The following is a 26,504-nucleotide window of genomic DNA, read 5'->3' on the forward strand; positions in this document are numbered from 1 at the left end:
GGCGGCTTACGGATGACGAAATCAGAAACTGAAAAAAGTCGGGATGAGCATGGAAAACTACCTAAAATAGCCAAGGTTCCGGTGGTATTGCAAATGGAAGCGGTGGAATGTGGGGTCGCTTCACTATCGATGATTTTGGCTTATTATGGACGCTACGAAACCCTGGAAACGCTGCGGATCGATTGTGGCGTATCCCGGGATGGTGTCAAGGCCGGGAACATTGCCAGAACGGCCCGGCTTTATGGTCTGGAGTCCCAGGGCTTTGTCTGCACCGTTGATAAGTTAAAAGAAATGGAAATGCCTGTGATCATTCACTGGGATTTTAGTCACTTTGTAGTGCTGGAAGGGTTTAAGAACGACAAGGTTTATCTGTGCGACCCGGCTTCGGGACAACGGGTGATCACCAACGAGGAACTGGGGCAGATGTTTACCGGAGTCGTCATTGAATCCCGCCCGGGACCGGAGTTCACGCCAGCTGGAGAAAAACCCAATGTTTGGAAGGCCCTCTATAAACGGCTTTCCCAAACCGGCGTGTCGCCGCTTTTCTATGCCCTGGTGCTGGGGGTGCTGCTGGTGATTCCCGGTCTGATCATCGCCAATTATGCTAAAATTTTTGTCGATTATTTCCTGAACAACACCGAAAAATTTGATATTCTGATCTTTATTTTTATCCTCTTAAACACGGTGGTGCTCCAGGCGATCCTCAACTGGCTGAAGGAAAATGCGCTGGTGCGGATGGAGAACTATATTGCCATCGACAGTGCCGGGGCTTATCTGCGGCACGTGCTGCGGTTGCCGGTGGAGTTTTTTAATCAGCGCCAATCCGGGGACATCAACAGCCGGATGCAAAGCATCAATACGGTTGCCACCGCCTTATCTTCCAATCTGGCCCGGATTCTGGTCAATCTGGTCACGGCCTTTTTATACCTGATTCTGCTGTTTCAATATAATGTCATCTTGACTCTGATCGGGATTGTCATCACTGCAATCAATATTTTTCTGCTACAGTACACCGCCAAGAAAAATGCTGATAACAACCGGGTGCTGCTGCAGTATCAGGGAAAATCAATTGGCTGGATCATGGTCAATCTAAAATCCATCGAAACCATTAAATCGATTGGCGAAGAAGACAATTTTTTTACCCGAATCGCCGGACTCAGTGCCGAAACCCTGGCGGTGGAACAGAAAATGGGCCGGATGGAAGCAATTATTTCGGTGCTGCCGACCCTGATGACCAGTGTTTTAACGGCCTTGATTTTTACCATCGGCAGTGAATATGTCTTAATGGGGGCCATGACCATCGGTACCTTTGTGGCCTTTAACACCCTGATGACCGGTTTTACCCAGCCAATGAGCGAGCTGGTCAGCACCAGCGCTGCCCTGCAGGGGATGATCGCCGATATTTCACGCCTCGATGATGTTGAAAAATATCCGGAAGATGTCGCCCTGGAAGCCGAAAAGCTTTCATTGGAGGGGTTTGACTGCGATCAATTGGAAGGTGAGATTGAGATCCGGGATCTGACCTTTGGTTATAACCGCTTATCGGCTCCGATTATTCAGGGCCTGAACCTGACACTCCGGGCGGGCGGCTCGATTGCCTTGGTGGGTTCGTCGGGCAGCGGTAAATCGACCATTGCCAAAATGATAACCACCCTTTATCAGCCCTGGAGCGGCGAAATTCGCATCGATGGCATGGATATTAAAGCGATTCCAGCTGAGCTGCGGGTCAATACAATGAGCTCGGTTGACCAGGAAATTGTCATGTATTCAGCTTCGGTGCTGGATAACATTACCATGTGGGATGAGACCATTGCCGTCGAGGATGTCATCCAGGCCACCAAAGATGCTTGTATTTATGAAGATATTCTGGCCCTGCCCAATGCCTTTGACCACATCTTAAGTGAGGGTGGAAAAAACCTGAGCGGCGGCCAGCGGCAACGCCTGGAAATCGCCCGGGCACTGTGCAAAAACCCGAAAATTCTGATCATGGATGAGGCCACCAGTGCCTTGGATACCGCCACCGAAGCTGCGGTTAGTGAAAACATTCGGCGTCGGGGCATCAGCACCATTCTGGTTGCCCATCGGTTGTCGACAATTCGGGATTGTGACGAGATTATCGTGTTAAGCGGTGGTGCCGTGGTTGAACGGGGTACCCACAAAGATTTAATGGCTTTAGGCGGCGAATATGCAAGTCTGATCAGAACTGAGGGATAAGATGGCCAAAAAATTAGAAGAAATCCGACAGCTCAATAAAAAATATGATAACAGTGCCAAAAAAGCCTTCGACAGCGTGTTATCGCCCCAAAAATCGGCCGCCACGCTGGACGACAATCCCCTGATTGCCGCTGTGGCCAGAGTCGCTGAAGCGATGGGTATTGTTGTGAAAATTCCCCCGCTTAGAAAGCTTAGTGGCGGCGATCCCTTTAAACTGATTGCCGATGAATCGGGTTTTCGCTTTCGGCAGGTGGAATTAAAAGCGGATTGGTATCAGCGCGATAACGGCCCGATGCTGGCTTTTACCAAAGACGGGGAGCCGGTGGCTCTGATTCCCAAATCCCCCAGCCGCTATCGGTGCTGGCGGGGTGATGGGGGCTTTCAGGAAGTGGATGCCCAGTCGGAATTCGACCGGGCCTATGTTTTTTACCCGCCCCTGCCCAAGGAACCAGTGACCTTTTGGGAAATGGTAAAGCTGGGTTTAAAACTGTTCCGTCGTCGCGACCTGGTCTTAACGCTGGTGCTGGCGCTGGCGGCAGCGCTGCTTTCGCTGTTGCCGGCGATGGCGATGCAGGAGACTTTCAACGTCTGGATTCCTCAGAATCAGTCGGTGACGATTCTGGTAGTAGGCTTTATTCTGGTGGCGGTAGCCGTCAGTCGGGGGTTGTTTGCAATGGTGCAAAACATCTGTGTGCTCCGCATTCAGGGGAAATTGTCAATTTTGCAGAATTCCCTGCTGGATAAACTGTTATCGCTACCGGCCTCTTTTTTTAAACAGTACTCTTCGGGCGCGCTGGCGATGCGAGCCACTGGCTTTGCAATGATCCAGAAAATTTTATCGGTGAATGTCATCACGATGATCATCACCAGCTCATTTTCATTGGTTAACGGATTGTATATCTTCACCATCAATCCCACCATTGGTTGGATCGCCATGGCTTTAACGGCGGTCAGTGTGGCCATCACCCTGGTCATCGGAAAAGCGCAAATGAAATGTCAGCGGATCTCACTGGAAATGTCTAATGATATTTCGGGGATGGTGTTTGAGCTGATCACCTCGGTTTCCCGGCTACGGGTGGCTGGCGCTGAAAGTCGCTCTTATCTGAAATGGGTTCGGGAATATGCCAAACAGCGGAAGGTGGAATATAAGCGTGGTCAGCTGATGGCCTTGCTGCGGTTGATGACCATTGCTCTGCCAACCCTGTCAATGTGTGTAATCTACTATTATGTCAGTGTCAATAGCATTTCCTCTGGGGGTTTTGTGGCTATCAATTCGGCCTTTGTCATTTTTATCTCGTCGCTGCTGGGACTGGTGCAAACATTGATTTCGATCAATAGTGTGGTGCCCCAGTATGAAAATACCAAACCGATCATCGACGGTGTGCCCGAAGTGGATAGCTTTAAAACCACCCCCGGAAAAATTCAGGGAGACATTGAAATTAAGCATCTCTATTTTTCCTACTATCAGGGCGGGGCCACGATTCTGGATAATATTTTTCTCCATATCAAACATGGCGAGTATGTGGCTATTGTTGGGGCTTCCGGCAGTGGCAAGTCAACCCTGTTGCGGCTGCTTTTGGGCTTTGAAAAACCCACCAGTGGCAGCATTTACTGTGGCGGCTTTGATCTGGAAAGTGTGGATATCCGGGAAATCAGAAAGCAAATGGGGGTGGTACTCCAGGACAGCCAATTGATCCCCGGGGATATCTTATCAAACATTGCCGGTTCAAAAAAAGAACTGTCGGAAGATGAAGTCTGGGAACTGCTTAAAAAAGTCGGTATGGATGAGGAAATCCGGGAAATGCCCATGGGTCTGAAAACCATGGTGGCGGAGGGAGCCGGTACCCTGTCTGGAGGCCAGCGCCAGAAGTTGCTGATTGCCAGAGCCATTGCCGCCAATCCGGCCATACTCTTTTTCGATGAAGCGACCAGCGCCCTGGATAACCGATCCCAGAAGATTGTTTCTGAAAGTTTGAAAAACCTCGACGCCACCCGGATTGTGATTGCCCATCGGCTTAGCACGATTATGGATTGCGACCGCATTCTGGTACTGGAAAAGGGCAGCATTGTTGAATCCGGCACCTATGACGAACTGATGAAAAAAGAAGCCTATTTTTATAAGTATGCCAAGCGTCAGCTGGTCTAAGAACACAGACTTCTGCATCATCGCAAATAAGCGATGACGCAGAAGTCTGTTTTTTGTCGAAATAACAAGGTATGTAGGAAAGATCAAGGAAGCAATAATTATTTACAAATATTTCTGCTGTAATTTTAAGTATCTATTTGCATATTATCGTGACATAGAGTTATAATATAGTGCATAAAACATAAACGATAATCGATTAATTGAAAAGGAGTAAGAAGATGGAGAAAAGCAACAGAGGTATAACAAAGTGGTTAGTAGCAAAGCAGCAGGAGGAATTGTTTGATGAGTTTGTTTAAGCAATTACTAGTTTTTATATCGATACTGCTTATTGCAACATCGGTGTTAATAATGATGGTGTCATTTAGTTTTAATTTAGTTTTAAACCAAATCAGTGTGCTTCTGATTACGTCAGTCGGGTTTGTATTAGTGGGTTTGTGTATAACCTATTCATTTTTAAAGAGTAGGTTGATGGCATTAAGTGAGCTGAATAAAACTATTAATAGAATAAATAGAATTTATTCAAAAAAAGAAATTGAACGAACTGCTGCGAATGAAAATGAACAGATGATAGTGAATATGAACCAGTTGGCTGAGTATCTTGAGATGGATCTGGTGGAGCGGATTAAGAGAATTGGCGAAGGTGACTTAACTATCGATTCTAAAAATCTAAATACCCAATCGCTAATTACTGACGAATTACTGTCTATAGCAGATTCGATAGAAGGCCTGTATTCTGAAATCAATAGGATTGTTAAGGCCTGCCAAGAAGGTGAACTCAATACAAGAGGAGATGTGGCGCATTTTAATGGAAAATACAAAGAAATAATCATAGGTGTCAATAGAATGCTTGATTCGCTTACCGTTCCAGTAAGTACTTTCTCTGAATATATCTATCAGATTGGAAAGGGCGATAAGCCAGACTTTATAACTGAAGCGTATGATGGGGAGTTTGAAGTTCTGAAAAATAATATTAATTCCTGTATAAAAGGGATGACAGCCTTAGAAGAATGTAATCGAATTCTTTCACTGATGAGTAAAAATGATTTTACCCAGAATATTGAAGGTGATTTCGTAGGGATCTACTCCGATCTGGCAAGATCAATTAATTTGGTAAATATTAAACTTATTCGTGTTGTAGAAATATCAACTAACATTGGAAATGGAAATATGTGTGATTTGGAAGCGCTGAAAAAAGTCCCTCGACAAAGTGAAAATGATCAGATCATACCCTGTTTGATTCGGATGATTGAAAACATTATCCAGTTGGTGGATGAAACAAAAATTATGACTGATATTGCAGTTGAAGGGGATCTTAGCAATCGGGGCGATGTCGAGAAATTTAATGGCGAATACGCAAAGGTCATCAACGGCTTTAACCAAATATTGGATGCAGTTATTGCCCCAATTCTGGAAGCATCAGATAGCTTAAAAAAGTTGTCACAAGGAGATTTAAATGCAGAGATGGATGGTGATTATAGGGGTGATCATGCTCAAATTAAAAATGCATTAAACCAGACCATTACTTTTTTGAAACAATATGTGTCAGAAATTACCATGACACTGGAAGAAATAGGAATAGGAAACTTAAATCAAAAAATCACAGCTGAGTATTTGGGAGATTTTTTGCCGATCAAAAATTCATTAAACCAAATCACGGAAAGTTTGAGTGAAACAATCTTGGAGATAACTTTAGCGGCCAGTCAGGTTGATGTGGGAGCCCAACAGATTTCAGACGGTGGTCAGGCATTGGCTCAGGGAGCCACTGAACAGGCCAGTGCTATTGAGGAACTTACTGCGTCGATAGAAGAAGTTGCAGGTGAAACCAGACAGAATGCGGTAAATGCCAATGAGGCGAATGAACTGGCGTTGGCGGTTCGCCAAAGTGCAGAAACAGGGAATGAACAAATGCGTAGAATGGTTACTGCCATGGTTGAGATTAATGAATCTTCAAATAGTATTTCAAGAATTATTAAAGTCATTGACGATATTGCCTTCCAAACAAATATTTTGGCTCTAAATGCTGCAGTAGAGGCGGCACGGGCCGGACAGCATGGCAAAGGTTTTGCAGTTGTTGCGGAAGAAGTCAGAACCCTGGCGGCAAGAAGTGCTGAGGCGGCTAAGGAAACAACCGGTCTAATTGAAGGATCCATTGAAAAAGTAAAAGTTGGCAGCAGCATTGTCGATGATACAGCTGAAAGCTTGAATAATATTCTAAGTAGAATCGAAAAAGTTGCGAATATCGTTAGCAAGATCGCTTTGGCATCCAATGACCAGGCACTTGAAATTGCTCAAATCACTCAGGGGATTGAACAGGTTTCAATGGTAGTACAAACCAATTCTGCAACGGCTGAAGAAAGTGCGGCAGCCAGTGAAGAACTCTCGGGACAGGCAGAACTCCTTAAAAAAATGGTAGACACGTTTGAATTAAAAATTTAGTGTAGTGCGTTGGGAAAAGAGCTGATCACGATTGAAAAATATGATCCAGATAAGCTCGGTTAGTATAAGTGATAATCGCAATGAAGACGGATCAAATAAAAATGCAAAAAAAATGATTGACGTTTACATCAACATACTGTATATTACATATAATCGATTATATGTAATATAGCACAATTGATCCAGGCTAGAATTAATGCTAAATGAATCATGTGTCGAGACTTATGCGATTCGAAAAGGACACCAGGAGCAATCAGATTAGTATTATTACATTACCGAGATGGTAAAATTGAAAGGTGGAATTATAATGGGTTATTTAGTAGCGATTGGTCTAACTGCAGGGATTATTGCAGGGGTATTCTCACATTTGGTTTTTATTGCAGGGGTATTGCCTGTAATTGTATGGGTGGCTTTTGCAGGTGAAGCAACATTCTTTGCTGCTGGCGGAAAAAATATGGGTCTTGTAAAGGGTCTTGCATCAAACTTTGCCGGCGTTTTATGGGCGGTATTTATATTTTTCGTCTTTGGGGCATGGTCATCACCATTTGCTTTGGGAATAGCGGTATTTATTGCTGTAGTTATGATGTGTGTTGAAGCAAAAATAGATTTCCTTTCTTTTATCCCTGGAGCATTTATTGGAGCAGCATGTCTTTTCGGATCAGAAACTGAAGCATTTCCAACTGGCGACATTGTCGGTGTGTTGATCGCACTCACATGTGGAGCCGCAATGGGATGGGTTGCTGAAAAAGCAGCGGGCCCAATCGCAGGTTTAATTGCAAAGAAATTTCCAGAAAAAGAAGCTGCTGAACAACAAGCGTAACAGCTTCATTAGAACAATGTTAAACTTAAAAAACGCATAAGTAGAAATAAAGTGTATGGTTGAATAAAAAAGACGTATTGCTGACAGCTTAAAGTTAAACGGCAATACGTCTTTTTTCTCGCAAAAAAGCATACATGAAAATATACAAAAAAATATTTTAGGGGTTGAATCTCATTGACGGTTGAATGGTTCATTTTAACTCCATCATTTGAAATAATTTGGTTCCACCGCAATTAAATTTTGTTGTTGATATTGTGATGGCGTCATATTATAGATGCGCTTAAAGCTTCGATAAAAACTACTCACATTTTCATACCCAACAATAGCGGCGATTTCGTCAATACTGATGGTATTGTTGTTAAGCAATTCACAGGCTTTTTGCATACGAATTTCGGTGATCAAATTGCCATAGGTTTTTCCGGTGTAGCGTTTAATAAGCTTGCAGAAATAGGAGATGCTGTAATTAAAGGCATGAGCCGTTTCTGCTAAAGAGGTGGACTGAATGTTATCCCGCATATAAATAAGAATTTTCACCATGTCCATGGTGGGCGATTGTTGTGATCCAATCCAGACCTTGCAATCGTAGTTTCGAAGTATATAGACACAAAGCCATTCAAAATAGATATTTAACATGCGAGGAGAAGTTTTATGGGAAAGTTCCATTTCCAGGATCATCTCCAGAAACAACTTGCTGATCTTTTTATCATCACCGACTTCAAAGAGGAGGTAGGAAGTCGGGGTTGATCCATAAATCACCCGACTGAAAAATTGCGAGAGGATATCCTCGTTATCCAATAATTTAATAAACGATTTATCAAAGGTACTGCGTCGGATGGCCATATGAAAAACGATACTGTCATCTGCATCGGTATGGAATTGATGATCCGTGTTGGTTGCCAGTAAAAGCAGATCACCTTTTTTTAGAAGAACTTCATCACGGTTGGGACCAACAAAGATGCAAAGCCCTTCATAGACGTAGGTAACTTCAATAAAATCGTGCTGGTGCATTTTATGATGGGGGCGGTAACGAGGGCGCCTCACCACTGCAATATCGGAATGAGAGTAAATAAACAGATCCTCCGGATAGACGGTATTGTTTCGGGAAATGTTTTCGACCGGATCTTCTTGAAAGGCTTCGCCACCAAATTGTTTTAAAATAACAGATAAATCTTCCTGACTGATGACATCAGGATTGATACCTTGCTCAAAAAGATATTTGTAAATTTCTTCAATCGGTGTCATATCAAACATTGTTTACCCTCCAATCGATGGTTCTTTTTTTATTGTAAGCGCAAAAGCGCTTGATGTCTAATTATTTATAGCTCAGTTATCAAACTGATTAAATTGATCGATGGAAGTAAACAAAAAGGATAAGTTTTGCAATGTTACCGAATAAGTATAGCCAGTGATTTTTTTAATAAAAATTGTTAAGGTTAGTCTATTAAATCAGCAGTATGAATAAAAGGGGAAGCAAATGAGCACAAAAAATATATTTGAAAAAATTCATGGGATACCCAAGCGACACTATATGACGTGCCCAACACCGATTCAGAAATGTGAAAATTTAACTAAGGTCCTGGGTGGCGATGTTGAGATCTATATCAAGCGGGATGATATACTCCCGTTTGGAGGGAACAAGTTAAGAAAGCTGGAATTTTTGTTTCACGAAGCAGTGGTCTCCGGTGCGGATACCATTATCACCGGTAGTACTTTTCAGTGCAATCATAATCTGATGGCCTTGCATCTTGCCAATATTGAAAGGATGAAAACAGCTTTGATTATGGAATACTGGTCGGATCACACCTACCAGTATGAACAAGATCGCAATAAACATTTGTATGAATTAAGCGGGGTTGAAAAAATTGAAGTGTCCATGGAACCAATCAAAGGACCCATCGGAGACATGATACTAACACAAGAAATGAAGGCAGGTTTAATAGCAACCGGGAAAAAGCCATACATTCTGGCCAGAGGCGGAACCAGTCCGCTAGGCAACTGCGGGTATGTACTTTGCGCAGAAGAAATCATGAACCAGGGAAAAGCAAAGGATGTGATGTTTGACACCCTGGTCTGTCCCAGCGGTACAGGGGGAACACAAATGGGTCTTTTCATTGGCTTCGATGCGGCAGACTATCCCATCGAGATACATGGTATCAATGTGTTTCAAAATAAAGAGGCTCAATTAACAACTCTCTTTGGGGCCTTGGATCAAACCACCAGTTTTTTAGGTGTGGAAGGTCCTGATAAGAAAAGGGTCATATGCCATGACGGCTATTATGGCGACGCCTACGCTCAACCCACTGAAGCACTAAAAGAAGCCATTGAATTATTATCACGAACGGAGGGAATCATGCTGGATCCTATCTATTCGGGGAAGACGATGGCCGGGCTTATTGACTTAATCAGAAGCGGTGAAATAAAAAAAGGTACCAGAGTGCTTTTTTTGCACACCGGGGGCTTAAACACCTATTATGATTATTCATCAGTCATTGATTATGGATTTCACAACGAAATGAAATAAAAAGCGCAGCGAAGAAGAGGAGAGAAGAAAATGGCAAAAAGAAAAAGTGTCGACCGGCAGGATGCCTATGCCAAAATCACCGGAAAAGCCAAATATGTGAATGATTTATTTTTTCCCGGGATGCTCTATGTGCAAACCGTTAGAATTCCGGTTGCCCATGCCAGAATAAAGAAGATTGACGGCACCGAAGCATTACAGCTAAATGGGGTTGTGGGAGTATTCACAGCACAGGATGTACCCGGAATCAATCAAAGGCCAAAAGACCGGCCAGTTCTTGCAGCGCACGAAACCAAGTATGCAGGAGATGGCGTGGCTATTGTTGTGGCTGAGACAAAAGAGCAGGCAATTTTAGGGGCTAAACTGGTCAGGATTGATTTTGAAGAACTGCCTTATGTGATGAACCCGGAGGATGCCTTGAAAGAAGGTGCACCCATTCTCCATGGGGAAACAAATTTTGCGGCCAGTCATCAGGCTATCAAGGGTAATGTGGAAGCCGGATTTGTAGAAGCAGATCTGATTATTGAACGGGAATATACCACGCAACGGGCGATGCATTCGGCAATTGAACCGGATGGCGCCATTGCCATCCCCGAAGCAAACGGGATCTTGCTCTATTGTCCGGGAAAAGGTCCCTTTAATATCAAGCGGGCAGTAGCATCCCATTGCGGGCTTCATGAAAACCAGGTTCGGGTTATTCAGCCGGCATTAGGTGGGGTGTTCGGCGGCAAGGATTCTGATATCAATGTGATTGGCGCCCGGGTTACCATGGCCGCCATGCTGACAAACCGACCCTGTAAAATGATATGGAGCCGGGAAGAGGTGCTTGAAGAGGGAACAAAGCGTCATCCCTTCAAATTGCATTATAAGGTTGGCGCAAAACGCGACGGAAAGATCACTGCCATGGAGATCAACGGCCTAGCTGACGTGGGTGCTTACCTCACCAAAAGTGCTGCCACGGTCTGGCGGGCAACGGTGGAAGCCACCGGGCCTTACAACATTGAAAATATTTTCACCCGGATTGAGGGTGCATTTACCAATAATACCGTGTCTGATGCAGTTCGTGGTTTCGGTTCCCCCCAGGTCGATTTTGCTTCTGAATCATTAATGAATGAACTGGCAAAAGAATTGGGGTTGGATCCCCTGAAAATCCGGCGGATCAATGGATTTACCGAAGGTTCCATTACCGCCACCGGCCAGAAGCTGGAGTGCGTGAATCTGATGGCCTGTCTGGATAAGTTGGAAGAAACATTCCCAGTGAATAAAAAACCATCTGATGTTCCGGTGGGTAAGGTCAGAGGTCGAGGAATATCCTGTATTTTTCGAGGTGAAGCCATGGGTGCCGGATTTAAGGAAAAAGATGCGGCAGCAGTGAATTTCAACGTCGAAAAAGACGGAACCATTGTTGTGTACAGTGGGATAACCGAGCAGGGACAGGGAGGCAGCAACGTCGTTTTGCAGATTATCAGTGAGACTATGGGTGTCAATATTGAGAATATAAAAATGAGTCCCCTGGATACTGCCTATGTCATTGATAGCGGCGCCACGGTAGGCTCACGGGGCACTATCACCTCCGGCAACGCAGCACTGGTTGCAGCGAATGATGCCAAAATGCGAATTGCCACAGTCCTTGCTGAGATGTGGAAAGTGAATCCGGAAATGATTATTTTTCTGGATAACCGTGTATTCATTGAGGATCAAACCCATTGTTTAAGTTTTAAAGATGCGGTTAACCTGTGTTACACTGTGATACCTGGGGTTTACGGACATGGCTGGTGGTCTCTGCCACCGGTGTGGTGGGATTTTGACAGCAATTCCGGAGAAACCTATGCGTCCTTTAATTATGGGGCCTGCGGGGCCGAGGTTGAGATTGATCTGGTATCTGGAAAAGTTGAGGTAACTGAAGTGGTGGCGATTCACGATGTGGGCCGGATTATTAATGAGGAGGAAGCCAAGGCGCAAATTGCCGGAGGCGTATCCATGGCTTTGGGTCTAGCTCTGAGCGAGACGATTGCTACAAAAAACGGACGTTTAGTGACGACAAATTTCGATAAATATCTGCTCCAGACAATTATGGATTCTCCGAATATTACTGCTATTCCATTAGAGGCACAACCCGCAAACAATCCTTTAGGGGTTAAAGGGGTGAGTGAATCGTCCACAGCAACTGTTTCTCCAGCAGTATTCAATGCGATTGAAAATGCTTTAGGGATAAGGCTTAGAAATCTTCCGGCTGATTTGGAGAGTGTTTTGGCAGCCATAGAAACAAGTGAAAGATTGGGTTATCTTAAAGGAGGCGGGATTCATGAGTAATTATTTTTTCCAACCTAAATATTTAAAACAAGCCCTGGAATATAAACGAGATTACGAAGTGGCAAACTTACTAGCCGGTGGCACGGATCTTGTCATTTCGATGCGCAGCAGAGCAGACCAAAAGCATGAAATAATTGATTTATCCAAAATCACAGAGCTGAAAACAATTGAGTTAGATGGTGATGCCATTTGTATTGGTTCCATGGTTACTTTTACGGAGCTAATCGATTCAGAAATGCTATTTGATAAAGTACCATTTCTCAGCAAGGCGGCTCAGTCTGTGGGTGCGCCTCAGATAAGAAACCGGGGAACGATCGGTGGAAATATTTGTAATGCCAGCCCCGCAGCGGATGGCATACCGCCACTTGTCTGTTTGGGAGCACAGGTAAATCTGCAATCCGTGGATGAAAATAATGAGATCCATAATCGCACTTTACCCATTGAGGCATTTATTTTAAATAAGGGCAAGACCGCCATAAAAAATTATGAAATCTTAACCCATATTTTATTTAATGTGCCTTCAGAAACGGCAACAATGGGATTTGATAAAATTGGCAGACGCAATGCATTGGCCATTTCAAGACTCAATGGCGCCTGTATGATTAAAATGGAACAGCAGATCGTTCAGCAGATTCGTTTTGTTCTGGGGGCAGCAACATCCAAACCGGAGCGTTTTTCTGGAGTAGAAGATTATTTAATAGGAAAAGAATTGACCGTGCTGATTCTAAAAGAAGCTGGCCGATTGGCATCGGACTATGTATTGGAGAAAACTGGTCGAAGGTCCTCCAGCAACTATAAGTTGCCGGTGATTACAAGTTTTACCGAAGAATTGATAAAAAAGACACTAAAAGCAGAGGTGAAGGTAAATGAATAAAATAGAAATACGGCTTAAAGTAAACGACAAAGAAATTTGTATGAATGTTGACCCGACCATGACACTGCTTGAACTGCTCAGGAATAAACTTTTGCTCACTGGTACAAAAGAAGGTTGCAGTACCGGTGAATGCGGGGCCTGTACGGTTTTAATGGATGGGATTGCCGTGAATGCCTGTCTGGTATTGGTAGCCCAGGTCAATCAATCTGAGATTATTACAATTGAAGCATTGGAACAGGATGGGCAACTGGACCGTCTCCAGCAATCTTTTATCGAAAATCATGCCGTACAATGCGGTTTTTGCACTCCGGGTATGTTAATGAGTGCAAAAGCATTGTTGCTTAAAAACCCCAATCCCACAGAAGCAGAAATAAAAATCGGGCTTTCTGGAAATCTTTGCAGATGCACCGGTTATGGAAATATTGTGAAAGCGGTTGAAGGGGCGATTGAATCAAAACACTAATGATCAGATAAAATGAAAAATTAGTTGCATTTAAAAAAACATCAGATAATAAGATCCTGACCATATCTATTGGTGATATAGACGATATGTTATATTAACCATATTTAAAAATAACGCAAAAAATGCATTAACGATGATAGATAATTTTGACAAGTAGGGAATATATGCTATAATGAATCATTATTCAAAGTTATAGCAAGGAGTTATCTATTGTGGTGGAATCAGACGGAAAATTAAAAAAAAGAACTTTATATAGTGATGAAATACGAGAAGTAATCAAACAGGCGATCATCAGCGAGGAGTTAAAACCCGGAGAACGGGTGGTAGAAACCCGCTGGGCGAAAAAATTGGGGGTATCTCAGTCACCGGTAAGAGAAGCTATCCGCGACCTTGAAATGATGGGCTTTATTGAAAATCGCCCTTATCAGGGAGCCTTTGTGCGCAAAATGGATAAGAAAGATGTGATTGATGCTTATTATGTCCGGGAAGCTCTGGAGATGGCCGCCATGCGCTATGCCGTTGAAGTCATTACCGATGATCAGCTGGAGGATATCCTCAATGTAATGGATGAAATGAAACAAGCGGTTAAAGATGGAAACTTTGAACTTTTTGTTGAAAAAGACAGCTTGTTCCACGAAAAAATTATGGAAATCTCTAATAATGAGCTGCTAATCAAGCTTTGGAATCAATGTAAAATACGGGAATATACCAGTATTAGTGCCTGGATTTCAGATCTTACTTTGGAAACATTAGCTGAACGGCATAATAGTCTTTATCAGGCATTAAAAACAAGAAGTAAAGAAATGGCCATGGAAGCGGTCACCGAGCATTTTGAAGTATTGATTGAAGAAATGAATAATATTTCCTGACAAGAGGAAGTTGAGAAGAACAATAAAAAAAATTCGAATCTGTTTAACAGAAATTCGCATAATGATTAAAGAGTAGTCATTGTGCGAGTTCTGTTAAACAGATTTTTTTTACGTAAAATTAATTATACAAAATTTGCGAAATATCATTTGACATTAGCAAAGGGAGGTGTTACTATTCATCTATAAAATATAATCGATTATATATAATATTTAAAAAATTATGCCGTACAAAGGAAAATTAAAATATTGTATGAATAGCAATGGTATGAAAACGCTAATTTTTGTAGTACTTAAAGCGCTGCTGATGAATGCTAAAAATTCTATTGTTAGTTTTTCAAGTATTTTTAAATTTTTACTTTAAATTTGGAGGTTCAATTATGTCTGATTGTGAAAAGACCAATTACATTGGAAAAAGTGTTCAAAGAGTCGACGTATACGAAAAGGCGACTGGTAAAGCAAAGTACTTTGAGGACTATCAGGTTCAGTATCGGGATTTGTTGCATGTAAAGGTTTTACGGAGTCCGCATGCCCATGCAAAAATTGTGAGTATTGATGCGAGTGCAGCTGAGGCGCTACCAGGTGTTGCAACTGTTGTAAAAGGAAGTGATCCTGATATTGCATGGGCGGATATCCCTTATGCGTCAAGTTATTATGGAAATCCGGCAAAAGATGAAGTTATCTGGGCGGGGCAGGCTGTTGTGGCGGTGGCTGCAGAAAGTATCGAAATTGCTGAGCAGGCATTGGAACTGGTGAAGGTGGTATATGAAGAATTGCCTTATGTAGTTGATCAGCGCGAAGCCTTCAAAGCGGATGCCGTATCGGTTACCAGTCCAGAATTGGGAATTGCTGCTGGCTATGGTGGGGTTCAACCAGAAGGTCCGAATGTAATGGGGAGTTACAAATTAACCCATGGTGATGTCGAAAAAGCTTTTGCTGAAGCGGATGTAATCGTTGAAGAAGAGTATCAGGCTGGTAAAAAATCAACCTCCCAAATCGAGTGTAACGGTAGCATTGTTGAATACCACGAAGGTGGTGGGGTGACTATTATTACCAATGGTTGTGGAGTTCACGGGGTTGTCAAGAATCATATTCTAACCATGTATCCACAGCTTTCATCAAATAAGGTTCGGGTTATTCAACCGGTTACTGGTGGTAGCTTCGGCAATCGTTTGTTTCCTCTGGTAGAACCCTTGGCAGTGTTGATGGCCTTAAGAACAAAAAGAACCGTTTCATATGTTTTAACCCGAAAAGAAATGTATACGTCATCACCATCGAATTGGCCGGTCTACACCAAATTAAAATTGGGAGCAAAAAAAGATGGTACTATCATTGCTGAAAAACTTGAGCTAGTAGAGGATGCCGGGGCTCAAATCCGGGGTTATTTTGATGGCCGCCTATCTTCTTCCGGTTTAATGTGTGTCTACAACATTCCCAATGTTCAATGCGATTCGTATGCAGTACGAACTAACACTATGCCATGCGCACCATATCGTGGACTGGGTTGTGCTGAATCAGAATGGGCAATGGAAAATTTGATCGATGTATTAGCTGAAAAACTGGATATGGATCCGTTGGAGATTCGCTTAAAAAATATTTTAAAGAAAGGCGAAACCAATCCTTATGGCGAAAAAGTGACCAGTATTGGTTTGGGAAGATGCCTGGAAGCAGTTGCCGATGCCATTAATATTGATGAACCTTGCCAACAGGATGGTGGTCCATGGAAATATGGAAAAGGAATTGCGGCTGCTGGAAAACAAAATACACCACTTGGGCGAGCCGAAGCGGATTGTCTGGTTCATAGTGATGGTAGCATCGAATTACTGGTCAGCTGTGATGAACAGGGGATGGGAGTTCAGACAACCCTCAGACAAATGGCAGCAACGGAATTCCAGATTGATATTGAAAAAGTAAAAGTTACCAGAGCAGACACAGCGATAACACCGTATGATAATTTTGGAGCCTCCAGTCGAACCACCTACACAACCGGGAATGCTGTGATCATTGCCTGTCAGGATGCCATCGACCAGTTAAAGGAAGCAGCTGGTCGGAAAGTTGGTCTGGCCAAGAAACAGGTGACCATTAAAAATGGTAAAGCTTATTTTGTCGGATCAAATATTGAGTCTATTGATATTGCTGATCTGTATGAACCGTTTAGTTTCTTCACTCAACAGACCTGGGGTCTTTTAAAAGGAACACCAGTCAGAGGACGCGGGGTGTTTTGTCCAGCGCCTGCAGTTGAGTGGTTTGGGCCTGGTCATGAAGATGGACGGACACCGAGAATGTGGAACTGGTATCAGTACAGTGCTTTTGGTGCTGAAGTTGCTGTGAATGAAGAAACCGGGCAAATTAAAATTTTGAAGCTGATGAGCACCGCTGATACCGGTAATCCGATTAATCCAAAACTGGTTGAAGGTCAGATTGATGGTGGTGTGATTATGGCCTTGGGATTCTCCATCATGGATCATCACATGTTCCAGGACGGTAAAATGATGAATCCTAATATGTCAGACTACCGTTTGCCAACAACTCTGGAAACACCACTTCAGAAAAACTTTATGCGGGCAATTCTTCCAGATCCATTGCCAGATGGCCCATTTAACGCGAAAGGGATGGCAGAATCGATTATGATTCCGGTTGGACCGGCTATTGCCGCAGCCATCTATCAGGCCATTGGGGTAAGACCGACAGAAATGCCAATGACAGCAGAAAGAGTATTGAAATTGATTAAAGATAAGGAGGCCAGTGATGCAAAATAGAGCAAATTATATTCAAGTTGAGTGTGAAATAAATGGAAAGGCAGTCGATTTACTAGTCTCACCAGATCGGACTGTGGTTGACGTTCTAAGAAACGAGCTGGGTTTGACAGGAACAAAGCAAGGGTGCGATGATGGCAATTGTGGTGCCTGCACCATTCTGGTTGATGGGAAAGCGGCAAAAAGTTGTTCGATGCTGATTGGACAGGCGAGAAATAAAAAAATAACGACCATTGAAGGAGTGAGCAATGGTGATGTGCTCCATCCGATGCAGCAGGCATTTATTGATCACTTTGCGATTCAGTGTGGCTTCTGCACACCTGGTATGATTATGACGGCGATTGCTATTTTAAATGAGAATCCCAACGCCACCGAAGAAGATATTCGGGAAGGACTACATGGGAATTTATGTCGCTGCACCGGTTATGTAAAAGTGGTTGAAGCCATTGAAGATGCACGCGATAAGATTAATGCCGGGGGTGTGAACTAATGAAATTTAATGCATATTACGAACCGAAAACTGTTGAAGAATGTGTCCAAATTTTAAGCGAGCAGGGATCAGATGTTAAAATGCTGGCCGGTGGAACCGACCTGGTTATTCGCTTAAGAAGCCGTGCGCTAAAACCAAAAACAGTGGTGAGTTTAAATGCCATTCCTGAATTAAGCGAAGTTTCTTTAAAAGAAGATGGCCTTTATATCGGTGCCATGGCTCGTCTGATGGATGTTTCCAAATCAGAACTGTTAACGGGTGCCTGGAAAATTGTTAAAACCGGTGCCGGAAATGTATCCAGCATGCAGGTCCGAAATATTGCCACCCTTGGTGGAAACAGCTGTAATGCATCGCCCAGTGCTGATACCGTTCCGGGTTTGGTCGTTTCCGGAGCAATTGCCAACATCGTTGGCAAAAATGGCAACAGAAGTGTTCTTCTGGAAGAATTCTTTACCGGCCCGGGCAAAACTGTGTTAGCCGATGACGAAATGCTGGTCAGTTTTAAGATCCCTAAATATGCCGACAAAACCGGCGCTGTTTACAAAAAATATTCAATTCGGGGCGATACGGACATCGCCATTATCGGTGTCGCCGGAAAAGTCACCTTGAATGCGCAAGATGAAGTGGTGGATGTAAAAATCGCTCTGGGTGGTGTCGCCCCAACTGTCATCCGGGTGCCAAAAGCGGAAGCCCTATTATCAGGAAAGAAGCTAACCGATCAATTAATTGAAGAAGCAGCAGTGATCGCTTCAGAGTCGTGTACACCGATAACCGATGCTCGTGCGACAAAAGAGTATCGAAAAGAAATGGTCAAGGTATGGGTACGACATGTACTAAAGGATGCGGCACAGGAAGCTCAAAAAAACTAAGCCAGTTAAGGAGCAGAAATGATGCCGCAAGGCATCGCTGCTCCTTTTTTTACAAATAAATCAACCTCACCTGTTGAGAAAGGAAATTAAAATGGAAAAACTAACACCAAATGTTTATACCGAAACAAAGATTCGGGGGTGTAACCCAAGTATTGTTTTTACCAAAGAAGGATCAGTGTTTATCGATAACGCTCAGTGGTTAAGCAGTTTGCTTGAGATGATCGCCTTTGCTGAGCAAAAAGGGCCCATTAAATACATGATTAATACCGAACCACATATTGACCATATTTTTGGGAATCATTGGTTTGCCGGTAAATGCCCAATTATCGGACACGAAGCGATGAACAAAGATTTCTTTCTGGTGCCGGGGGAAATGGACGGCTATGACTACAGTGTTGATGTACTAACCCGCCAGGATCCCAAGGGGCTGGAATTAATGCCCTCCCGAGAAGATTACATTATTAACAAACCGCAGATTACCTTTTCAAAAGATCTGTCCCTGAAAGTTGGAGATCACACTTTTAAGCTGTATCACACACCAGGACACTCGGATTCGCAGATTGCCGTACATGTACCAGAGGAACGAACCGTATTTGTCGGAGATACTGTCTTTTCCGATTGTCAAATCTGGATCCACTCGGCTAATATCGATGAACTGATTGCATCACTTAAGTTTATCTACTCTCTGGATGTGGATCACGTTGTCCCGGGACATGGTCCGGTTGTTAAAAAGTCATATATTATGAACCAGCTCTCGTTTATTTATGAATGGATCACAGCGGTTGCCGATGGTATAAAAAATGGCTGGACTCAGGAAGAGTGTATCGCACGGATCAGCTTTGCCAACCGATGCCCGGTGGATATTGGTCAGGATGAAATGATGGAATACATTCAACGAACAAATATCATCAAGTGTTACAACTACTTAACCCAGGGATAAGCGACCGAGCGTTTTTCTAAAAGAAAAAAGGAGGCTATTTTACAGATGAAATTGAATTCAATTAATAACGTTTCGATTATCGGAACTGGCATGATCGGTGCCAGTATGGCCGTGTTGTTTACCGGGAATGGCTATAAAACAACCATCCTGGCACATAATGATGCCGAAATAGAAGCCGGTAAACAACGTTATCAGGCCTGTTTTGAAGATTTAGTGCAAAAAAAGCTAGTTACCGAAAAACAATACAAGGCTTGCGAAAAACTGTTGACGATAACAACCAATTATCAGGATCTTGTTGATACGGAGCTGATTTTTGAATGTGTGGTTGAAAATCTGGCGGTTAAACACAGTGTTTATCAGGCCATTGAAGCGAACTGTCCAAACTTTAAAGCCATTGCCTCGTCGACATCAGCGATTTCAGCGGATGATCTGGCTGAAGGCTTGAAGCAAAAAGAAAAGCTGGTAGTGGCTCATCCATGGAATCCACCCCACCTGGTTCCCTGTGTAGAGCTGGTACCGAGTCAATGGTCAGAAGCAGGGGTTATTGAGGCCATTTATGAATTTCTGGAATCAGTCGGACGAAAAGTGGTGGTCATGAAAAAAGCTGCTCCCGGATTTATTGGCAACCGTCTGCAACACGCCCTATACCGGGAAGCCGTCCACATGGTAGAACAGGGCATCGCGTCACCGGAAGACATTGACAAAACCTTAAAATACAGTTTTGTACCTCGTTATACCTCCATCGGTATTTTTGAACATTTTGACTATGCCGGTTTGGATATGATCGTCAGCATTGATGACTATCTTTTCCCGGATCTTTCTAATGCCGACAAAACCCCGGATTACATCCGGTCACGCTTTGAAAAAGGTGACCTTGGGCAGAAAACTGGTTTAGGTGTCTACGACTGGTCCCAGGTGGATATGGACGCATTCCGGATGAAAGCTGCAAAACCTTATTTTGAATTTTTTAACTGGAGTTTGCCTGAGGAAGAATAAAAACAGTAAGGATTGAAAGGAGTATCAACGTGATATCAAAAGAACAAAAACTTTGGATCTACGAGATCATGAATAAAATCAGATATTTTGAATTAAAGGCTTTGCGCCTGTTTGAAGAAAATAAACTGCGTGGATCGGTTCATTTATATGCTGGCGAAGAAGCCGTTGCTGCCGCTGTTTGTGCGCAATTGACCGATGACGATTATATCACCAGTACCCATCGGGGCCATGGTCATTGCATTGCGAAAGGGGCTCAGCTGGATAAAGCCATGGCTGAACTCATGGGTAAAGAAACCGGTTATTGTAAAGGCCGCAGCGGTTCGATGCACATTGCCGATTTCACCAAAGGAAACCTTGGCGCTAATGCCATTGTCGGCGGGGGCATTCCGATTGCCACTGGCGCAGCATTGGCGGCCAAGCTTCAGAAAAATGATAAGGTTGCAGTTTCATTCTTTGGGGATGGAGCATCTAACGAAGGCACCTTTCATGAAAGTCTGAATCTGGCAGCGGTTTGGAAACTGCCCATCATCTTTATTTGTGAAAATAACGGCTTTGGCATCTCGGTACCGGTTGCACAGTCAACATCGGTTGAAAACATCAGCGATCGTGCTGTTGGTTACGGGATTCCTGGGGTAACGGTTGATGGCAATGATGTTTTTGCTGTTTATGAAGCCTTTGAAACCGCTGTTAAACGGGCTAAAGCAGGAGACGGTCCGACTTTGATTGAATGTAAAACCTATCGGACCCTTGGCCATTGGACCGGAGATCCTCAAACCTACCGGGATAAAAAAGACGTTGAGATGTGGCGGGATACCAAAGACCCGATTCAATTGTTTAAAAAAGTTCTCGTTGATGCTGGCGATTTCACGGCCGCAGAACTGGATGCGATTGAAGAAGCCGCAAAAGTGGAAGCAGATGCTGCTGCCGAGTTTGCCATTAACAGTCCGAATCCGGATCCTGCCGATGTGATGGACGATGTTTTCTACGATGCTTGAGAAAGGAGCAAAAATGAGTAAAAAAACTTACGCAACAGCCATTCGGGACGTTATTGCAGAAGAAATGCGTCGGGATGAAAATGTTTTTGTAATGGGAGAAGATATTGAGCTGCTGGGTGGTATTTTTGGATGCACCCGGGATTTATACAAGGAATTTGGCACCGATCGGATCAGAAATACGCCGATCTCCGAAGCAGCGATGATTGGAGCCGGTGTTGGGGCCGCCTGTGCTGGCATGCGCCCCATTGTGGAACTGATGTACATGGACTTTACCTTAGTTGCTGCCGATCAGATTATTAACCAGGCTGCCAAAACCCGCTATATTTTTGGCGGTAAAGCAAAGATTCCCCTGGTCATCCGGGGACAACAGGGAATTGGACGGGGCAATGCCGCCACCCACAGTCAGAGTCTGGAAACTATTTTTATGCACTTCCCCGGGATCAAGGTAGCTTGTCCGTCCAATGCCGCCGATGCTGCAGGACTTTTAAGAACTGCCATTCGCGATGATAACCCGGTAATGTTCTTTGAACATAAGGCGCTGTATGCTTCGAAATTCGAAGTACCGGATGATCCGGATTTCTGTATCCCTTTTGGTCAGGCTGAAATTAAGCGAACCGGTAAAGATGTCACCATTGTAGGTTCACTGCTTTATGTCAGCAGAGCACTGGAAGCGGCAGCTGAACTGGAAAAAATGGGGATTGATGCCGAAGTGATTGACCCCCGAACAATGGTACCTTTTGATATGGACACCATTATCGAATCGGTTAAAAAAACCGGCAAACTGGTGGTTGTTCATGAAGCCCATAAGGTTGCCGGTTGGGGAGCAGAAGTTGCTTCACAGGTGGTTGATGGCGCATTTAAATATTTAGATGCCGCACCGATTCATCTGGGTGCCAAAGCCTGTCCGCTTCCTTTTAATATTGAATTGGAAAATGCCGTGGTACCCAGTGTGCAGCAGATCGTTGAAGCAGCAAAAAAAGTATGTTATCGATAGATTCGATAGTTAGGAGGATAGCATGGCAGAATTTATAATTATGCCCAAACAAGGTCTCCAGATGACCGAAGGAACCATTATGGAATGGTTGGTTGGAGAAGGAGAAGAAGTCATTGCCGATGCGCCGTTATTTGAAATGGAGACGGATAAACTGACCATCTCCATTGACGCCAGTATCAGTGGCACCTTGTTAAAAATAATTCATGAAGCTGGCGCCGTGGTTCCAATCACCGAGCCGATTGCCATTGTTGGTGACAAAGGCGAAGATTTTTCCGCCTTATTGGATTCCATCGGGGCACCGGCAGCCGCTGCAGCGGTTGCTGAAAGTGCGGAGCCAGTGCAGATTGAGGAAGCAGCGATCGAAACAGCAACCGTTAAGGCACCACGAACTGGACGAGTTTTTGCTTCTCCCCGGGCTAAAATGCTGGCGGAAGAAAAAGGGATTGATGTTGCCGATCTTGATGGTTCTGGTCCGGAGGGACTGGTCATTGAAAAAGATGTTCTGGATTATGTGCTTAATCCGGCACAAAAAACAGCTGCAACGCCATTGGCAAGAAAAATTGCCGAGTTGGAAAATATTGATATCAATGGGGTTCAGGGATCTGGCGTCCGCAATAAAGTGTTAGCAGACGATGTGCGTTTATCGGCATCAGTCAGTCAGGGACCGATTCAGATGGTAGCGCCACTTGATGAAGAATTGATTCCCATCAAAGGGATGCGAAAAATTGTCGCGGAACGGATGAAACAAAGTCTTGGTGAAATGGCCCAGGCCAACCATCGCATCACCGTCGATATGACCAATTCGGTAGCCTTAAGAGAACAGTACAAAGCAGTAGGCAGAAAGGTCAGCTACAACGACATCGTGCTGCGCTGCGTGGCCAAAGCCTTAACTGAATTCCCAATGATGAATTCCTCCTGGACCAGTGAGGGTATTGTGCTTAAGAAATATGTGAATATGGGTATGGCGGTAGCGATTGATCAGGGTTTAATTGTCCCGGTCATTAAAAATATTCACCTCAAATCGTTGGATCAAATTTCCAAAGAATCCAGTGAACTGGCCTCAAAAGCAAAAGAAAACAGACTTCAGCCGGAAGACTATAGCGGCGGAACCTTTACCGTTTCCAATCTGGGGATGTTTGATATTGATGGCTTTACTGCCATTATTAACCCCCCAGAAGCCGGAATCCTGGCAGTTGGAAAGCTGGCCAAACAACCGGTAGTAATAGGTGATGAAATTGTTATCCGAATGATGATGCAGCTCAGTCTGACCTATGATCATCGTACCGTGGACGGTGCGCCGGCAGCACAATTTCTCAAACGGATCAAAGAATTACTTGAAAATCCAATGTTGCTGATTTAAGGAGAATGACGTTATGAAATATGATGTTGCAGTTTTAGGAGGTGGCCCCGGGGGATACGAAGCAGCGATTCGCTGTTCCCAGTACGGTCTCAAAACAGTGCTCATCGAAGCAAGAGAACTTGGCGGTACCTGTTTGAATCGTGGTTGTATTCCGACAAAAGCCTTGCTTCATGGCGCCGAATTTTACGATGAAGCAAAGGGTGCCCAGGAGTTTGGCGTGCTTTTTAACAATCTCGCATTTGACTATGAAAAATTGGCAGCCTATAAAGATAAGATCGTCAGCAGATTAAGAAAGGGCATTGAAGGACTTGAAAAAGCCCATGGCGTCACCGTCATTAAAGGTTTTGGGGTACTAAAAAATGCGAATGAAATAGCAGTAAATGGAGAAATGGTTGTGGCCGATCACATCATTCTGGCCACCGGTTCTGCCCCCTTTTTGCCACCCATTCCAGGCGTTGATAATAAATCGGTTATGACCAGCGACGAAGTTCTGGAAATGAAACAGTGTCCGGAAAGTCTGGTGATTATCGGAGGCGGCATTATCGGCATCGAATTTGCTACCTTATACGCATCGCTGGGAAAAAAAGTGACGGTTATCGAAATGCAGCCGGATATTCTAAAGGGAATTGACAAGGAAATTGTTAAGGAACTGTCCCAGATTCTTAAGCGAAAAGGGGTTCAGATTATCGCTGGTGCCAAAGTGACGGGGATCGAAGAAGCGGGCGAAATCACTGTGAACTATGAAAAAGATGGACAGCTGAACCATGCTACCGGATCTCACTGCATTGTCAGTGTCGGCCGAAAAGCGCAAATCGATCAGATCGGTTTGGATGCCGTCGGCATTAAGCTTAGTGGCTCATTCATTGAAGTTGATACCTATCTGAGAACCAACATTCCGAATATTTATGCCATTGGTGACATCACCGGAAAAATCCAGCTGGCTCATGTTGCCACAAAACAGGGAATGGTTGCTGCCGAAAACATTATCGGCAAACAGCAGCGAATGAACTATGAGGTGGTACCTTCCTGTCTTTACACCAATCCGGAAATAGCCTGGATTGGCCTCAGTGAAGAGGAAGCAATCAAGGCTGGAAAGAACATAAAAATCGGACGTTATGGTGTCGGCGGCAATGGCAAGTCCAGTGTCATGGGACATAGCAAGGGACTGATCAAATTGGTCTGCGACCATGCCACTGGCGAAGTTTACGGTGCTCAGATCATGGCCCCCAGAGCCACTGATATGATCGGAGAAATTGCAATAATTATGGAATGCGAAGGCACCATTGAAGAATTATCAGACACCATTCATCCTCACCCCACCGTTTGCGAAATTATTCTAGAGGCGGCTCACGATGTGGAAGGGCTGTGCTGTAATGCACCACCAAAGAAATAAAATTCAGGAGGAAAATATAATGAAAAAAATTAAAGTAGGCGTAGCAGGATATGGCGTCATTGGTCAGAGACTGGCAGACGCAGTGGCATTGCAAGGCGATATGGAATTGGTAGGGGTTGCTGATTTAGCACCAACGCTGTCAATCCGGGCATTAAAAGAAAAAGGGATGCCTTACAACTTGTTTTTAGTGGATATGAACCGGAAACCAGAGTTTGAAGGCCTGGAAATTCCTATTGCCGGATCGTTTGAAGACCTGGTTGATCAAGTTGATATTATGCTGGATTCTTCACCAGGCGGTGTCGGCGTTAAAAACAAAGAACTCTACGCATCAAAAGGCGTGAAAGCTATTTTTCAGGGTGGCGAAAAGAATTCAGTCGCCGATGTCTTTTTCCACGGTTACGCCAATTACGAACAGGGCGTTGACCAGGATTACTTGAAACTCACCAGCTGTAATACCACCGGCCTGATTCGTGCCGTTGATTGTCTGGACCGAAACTGTGGCGGGGTCGAAAAAGTAGCCATAACCATTATCCGTCGGGTTGCCGATCCCGGTGATTATCACCGTGGTTTGACCAATGCGCTACAGGTAGACAAGGCACCTTCACATCAGGCTGTTGATTTAATGACCATTATGCCTCATGTTGAAGCCACTGGCGTGCTGGTTCATACACCAGTAACCCATGGTCATATTATCACCGTTCTGGCCACCGGCAAGAAAAAAATCACAAAAAAAATGGCCTTGGAAGCATTCAAAAAACATCCCCGTATTCGGGTGGTAAAAATTGATGATGGTTTCCAGGGAAATGCCTCCTTCTTCCGATATGCCAGAGATCTGGGTAATACCAGAGGTGACATGTATGAAATCGGATTATGGGAAGATTGTATCGTCGAAAGCGGAAACGATATTATGTTTGCCATTAATATTCCTCAGGAAAGCGTCACCATTCCCGAAACAATGGATGCCATTAGAGCTGCTACCGGGATGCAGCAAACCCGAGAAGACGGTACAGCAGCTACCAACAAATATTTAAATTGCCAATGCCGTTAAGGGGAATGGACCA

Annotated in this window: 20 protein-coding genes; 19 read left to right on the forward strand and 1 reads right to left on the reverse strand. The window is 44.1% G+C overall.

From position 1 onward, the window contains the following. The first annotated feature begins 12 nt into the window (after positions 1 to 12). From ACWI_RS07525 to ACWI_RS07540, 4 genes are all read left to right on the forward strand, one after another. Positions 13 to 2,214, forward strand: a complete 2,202-nt coding sequence (locus ACWI_RS07525; protein WP_070370818.1) for an NHLP family bacteriocin export ABC transporter peptidase/permease/ATPase subunit — start codon at positions 13 to 15, stop codon at positions 2,212 to 2,214. A gap of 1 nt (position 2,215) precedes the next feature. Further along, a complete protein-coding gene (locus ACWI_RS07530; RefSeq protein ID WP_070370819.1) occupies positions 2,216 to 4,360 on the forward strand; it encodes an NHLP bacteriocin export ABC transporter permease/ATPase subunit in 2,145 nt (714 codons plus the stop codon). A gap of 282 nt (positions 4,361 to 4,642) precedes the next feature. Continuing rightward, a complete protein-coding gene (locus ACWI_RS07535) occupies positions 4,643 to 6,796 on the forward strand; it encodes a methyl-accepting chemotaxis protein (protein ID WP_084633561.1) in 2,154 nt (717 codons plus the stop codon). A gap of 307 nt (positions 6,797 to 7,103) precedes the next feature. Then, the gene (locus ACWI_RS07540) at positions 7,104 to 7,616 is read left to right on the forward strand and encodes a DUF1097 domain-containing protein (RefSeq protein WP_070370821.1); all 513 of its coding nucleotides are present in this window, start codon (positions 7,104 to 7,106) and stop codon (positions 7,614 to 7,616) included. Positions 7,617 to 7,820: 204 nt separating this feature from the next. On the opposite strand, the gene ACWI_RS07545 is transcribed toward ACWI_RS07540, so the two are convergent. Further along, positions 7,821 to 8,867, reverse strand: coding sequence for a helix-turn-helix domain-containing protein (locus tag ACWI_RS07545; protein WP_070370822.1), 1,047 nt, complete (start codon positions 8,865 to 8,867; stop codon positions 7,821 to 7,823). 223 nt (positions 8,868 to 9,090) lie between these two features. On the opposite strand from ACWI_RS07545, the gene ACWI_RS07550 reads away from it, so the two are divergent. The 15 genes from ACWI_RS07550 to ACWI_RS07620 all read left to right on the forward strand — a co-directional run bounded on the left by ACWI_RS07550 (position 9,091) and on the right by ACWI_RS07620 (position 26,491). Further along, entirely contained in the window at positions 9,091 to 10,137 is a 1,047-nt protein-coding gene (locus ACWI_RS07550) for a pyridoxal-phosphate dependent enzyme (protein ID WP_070370823.1), read from the forward strand. A gap of 30 nt (positions 10,138 to 10,167) precedes the next feature. Continuing rightward, on the forward strand, positions 10,168 to 12,447 hold the full coding sequence (locus ACWI_RS07555) for a xanthine dehydrogenase family protein molybdopterin-binding subunit (RefSeq protein ID WP_070370824.1): 2,280 nt from the start codon (positions 10,168 to 10,170) through the stop codon (positions 12,445 to 12,447). Further along, the gene (locus ACWI_RS07560; RefSeq protein ID WP_070370825.1) at positions 12,440 to 13,321 is read left to right on the forward strand and encodes an FAD binding domain-containing protein; all 882 of its coding nucleotides are present in this window, start codon (positions 12,440 to 12,442) and stop codon (positions 13,319 to 13,321) included. Before ACWI_RS07555 ends, ACWI_RS07560 begins: the two co-directional genes overlap by 8 nt. After that, positions 13,314 to 13,784, forward strand: a complete 471-nt coding sequence (locus ACWI_RS07565) for a (2Fe-2S)-binding protein (protein WP_070370826.1) — start codon at positions 13,314 to 13,316, stop codon at positions 13,782 to 13,784. Before ACWI_RS07560 ends, ACWI_RS07565 begins: the two co-directional genes overlap by 8 nt. A 212-nt stretch (positions 13,785 to 13,996) precedes the next feature. Continuing rightward, a complete protein-coding gene (locus tag ACWI_RS07570) occupies positions 13,997 to 14,653 on the forward strand; it encodes a GntR family transcriptional regulator (protein ID WP_070370827.1) in 657 nt (218 codons plus the stop codon). 377 nt (positions 14,654 to 15,030) lie between these two features. Then, positions 15,031 to 17,409, forward strand: coding sequence for a xanthine dehydrogenase family protein molybdopterin-binding subunit (locus ACWI_RS07575; RefSeq protein WP_070370828.1), 2,379 nt, complete (start codon positions 15,031 to 15,033; stop codon positions 17,407 to 17,409). Continuing rightward, positions 17,399 to 17,896 carry a (2Fe-2S)-binding protein gene (locus ACWI_RS07580; RefSeq protein ID WP_070370829.1) on the forward strand — a complete coding sequence of 166 codons (498 nt, stop codon included), beginning with the start codon at positions 17,399 to 17,401 and terminating at the stop codon, positions 17,894 to 17,896. Before ACWI_RS07575 ends, ACWI_RS07580 begins: the two co-directional genes overlap by 11 nt. Then, complete coding sequence (locus ACWI_RS07585; protein ID WP_070370830.1) at positions 17,896 to 18,765, forward strand: FAD binding domain-containing protein; 870 nt, start codon at positions 17,896 to 17,898, stop codon at positions 18,763 to 18,765. Before ACWI_RS07580 ends, ACWI_RS07585 begins: the two co-directional genes overlap by 1 nt. 91 nt (positions 18,766 to 18,856) lie before the next feature. Continuing rightward, positions 18,857 to 19,705 (forward strand): MBL fold metallo-hydrolase, encoded by an 849-nt coding sequence (locus ACWI_RS07590; protein ID WP_070370831.1) that lies wholly within the window; start codon positions 18,857 to 18,859, stop codon positions 19,703 to 19,705. A 45-nt stretch (positions 19,706 to 19,750) separates the two neighbouring features. Beyond that, positions 19,751 to 20,701: a 3-hydroxyacyl-CoA dehydrogenase family protein gene (locus tag ACWI_RS07595; protein ID WP_070370832.1), complete on the forward strand. Its 951-nt coding sequence runs from the start codon at positions 19,751 to 19,753 to the stop codon at positions 20,699 to 20,701. Positions 20,702 to 20,724: 23 nt separating this feature from the next. Further along, positions 20,725 to 21,696: a thiamine pyrophosphate-dependent dehydrogenase E1 component subunit alpha gene (locus ACWI_RS07600; protein ID WP_278278286.1), complete on the forward strand. Its 972-nt coding sequence runs from the start codon at positions 20,725 to 20,727 to the stop codon at positions 21,694 to 21,696. 13 nt (positions 21,697 to 21,709) lie between these two features. Continuing rightward, positions 21,710 to 22,690: an alpha-ketoacid dehydrogenase subunit beta gene (locus ACWI_RS07605; protein WP_070370833.1), complete on the forward strand. Its 981-nt coding sequence runs from the start codon at positions 21,710 to 21,712 to the stop codon at positions 22,688 to 22,690. Positions 22,691 to 22,712: 22 nt separating this feature from the next. Then, positions 22,713 to 24,050, forward strand: coding sequence for a 2-oxo acid dehydrogenase subunit E2 (locus tag ACWI_RS07610; RefSeq protein WP_070370834.1), 1,338 nt, complete (start codon positions 22,713 to 22,715; stop codon positions 24,048 to 24,050). 13 nt (positions 24,051 to 24,063) lie between these two features. Further along, positions 24,064 to 25,443 carry a dihydrolipoyl dehydrogenase gene (gene lpdA / locus ACWI_RS07615; protein ID WP_070370835.1) on the forward strand — a complete coding sequence of 460 codons (1,380 nt, stop codon included), beginning with the start codon at positions 24,064 to 24,066 and terminating at the stop codon, positions 25,441 to 25,443. A gap of 19 nt (positions 25,444 to 25,462) precedes the next feature. After that, on the forward strand, positions 25,463 to 26,491 hold the full coding sequence (locus ACWI_RS07620; RefSeq protein WP_070370836.1) for a type II glyceraldehyde-3-phosphate dehydrogenase: 1,029 nt from the start codon (positions 25,463 to 25,465) through the stop codon (positions 26,489 to 26,491). Positions 26,492 to 26,504 lie beyond the last annotated feature (13 nt).

The sequence above is a fragment of the Acetobacterium wieringae genome, assembly GCF_001766835.1.
GTDB lineage: Bacteria > Bacillota > Clostridia > Eubacteriales > Eubacteriaceae > Acetobacterium > Acetobacterium wieringae.

Coding starts and splice junctions, on each gene's coding strand:
- ACWI_RS07525 (WP_070370818.1), top strand. CDS start 13: ATGACGAAATCAGAAACTGAAAAAAGTCGGGATGAGCATGGAAAACTA.
- ACWI_RS07530 (WP_070370819.1), top strand. CDS start 2,216: ATGGCCAAAAAATTAGAAGAAATCCGACAGCTCAATAAAAAATATGAT.
- ACWI_RS07535 (WP_084633561.1), top strand. CDS start 4,643: ATGAGTTTGTTTAAGCAATTACTAGTTTTTATATCGATACTGCTTATT.
- ACWI_RS07540 (WP_070370821.1), top strand. CDS start 7,104: ATGGGTTATTTAGTAGCGATTGGTCTAACTGCAGGGATTATTGCAGGG.
- ACWI_RS07545 (WP_070370822.1), bottom strand. CDS start 8,867: ATGTTTGATATGACACCGATTGAAGAAATTTACAAATATCTTTTTGAG.
- ACWI_RS07550 (WP_070370823.1), top strand. CDS start 9,091: ATGAGCACAAAAAATATATTTGAAAAAATTCATGGGATACCCAAGCGA.
- ACWI_RS07555 (WP_070370824.1), top strand. CDS start 10,168: ATGGCAAAAAGAAAAAGTGTCGACCGGCAGGATGCCTATGCCAAAATC.
- ACWI_RS07560 (WP_070370825.1), top strand. CDS start 12,440: ATGAGTAATTATTTTTTCCAACCTAAATATTTAAAACAAGCCCTGGAA.
- ACWI_RS07565 (WP_070370826.1), top strand. CDS start 13,314: ATGAATAAAATAGAAATACGGCTTAAAGTAAACGACAAAGAAATTTGT.
- ACWI_RS07575 (WP_070370828.1), top strand. CDS start 15,031: ATGTCTGATTGTGAAAAGACCAATTACATTGGAAAAAGTGTTCAAAGA.
- ACWI_RS07580 (WP_070370829.1), top strand. CDS start 17,399: ATGCAAAATAGAGCAAATTATATTCAAGTTGAGTGTGAAATAAATGGA.
- ACWI_RS07585 (WP_070370830.1), top strand. CDS start 17,896: ATGAAATTTAATGCATATTACGAACCGAAAACTGTTGAAGAATGTGTC.
- ACWI_RS07590 (WP_070370831.1), top strand. CDS start 18,857: ATGGAAAAACTAACACCAAATGTTTATACCGAAACAAAGATTCGGGGG.
- ACWI_RS07595 (WP_070370832.1), top strand. CDS start 19,751: ATGAAATTGAATTCAATTAATAACGTTTCGATTATCGGAACTGGCATG.
- ACWI_RS07605 (WP_070370833.1), top strand. CDS start 21,710: ATGAGTAAAAAAACTTACGCAACAGCCATTCGGGACGTTATTGCAGAA.
- ACWI_RS07610 (WP_070370834.1), top strand. CDS start 22,713: ATGGCAGAATTTATAATTATGCCCAAACAAGGTCTCCAGATGACCGAA.
- lpdA (WP_070370835.1), top strand. CDS start 24,064: ATGAAATATGATGTTGCAGTTTTAGGAGGTGGCCCCGGGGGATACGAA.
- ACWI_RS07620 (WP_070370836.1), top strand. CDS start 25,463: ATGAAAAAAATTAAAGTAGGCGTAGCAGGATATGGCGTCATTGGTCAG.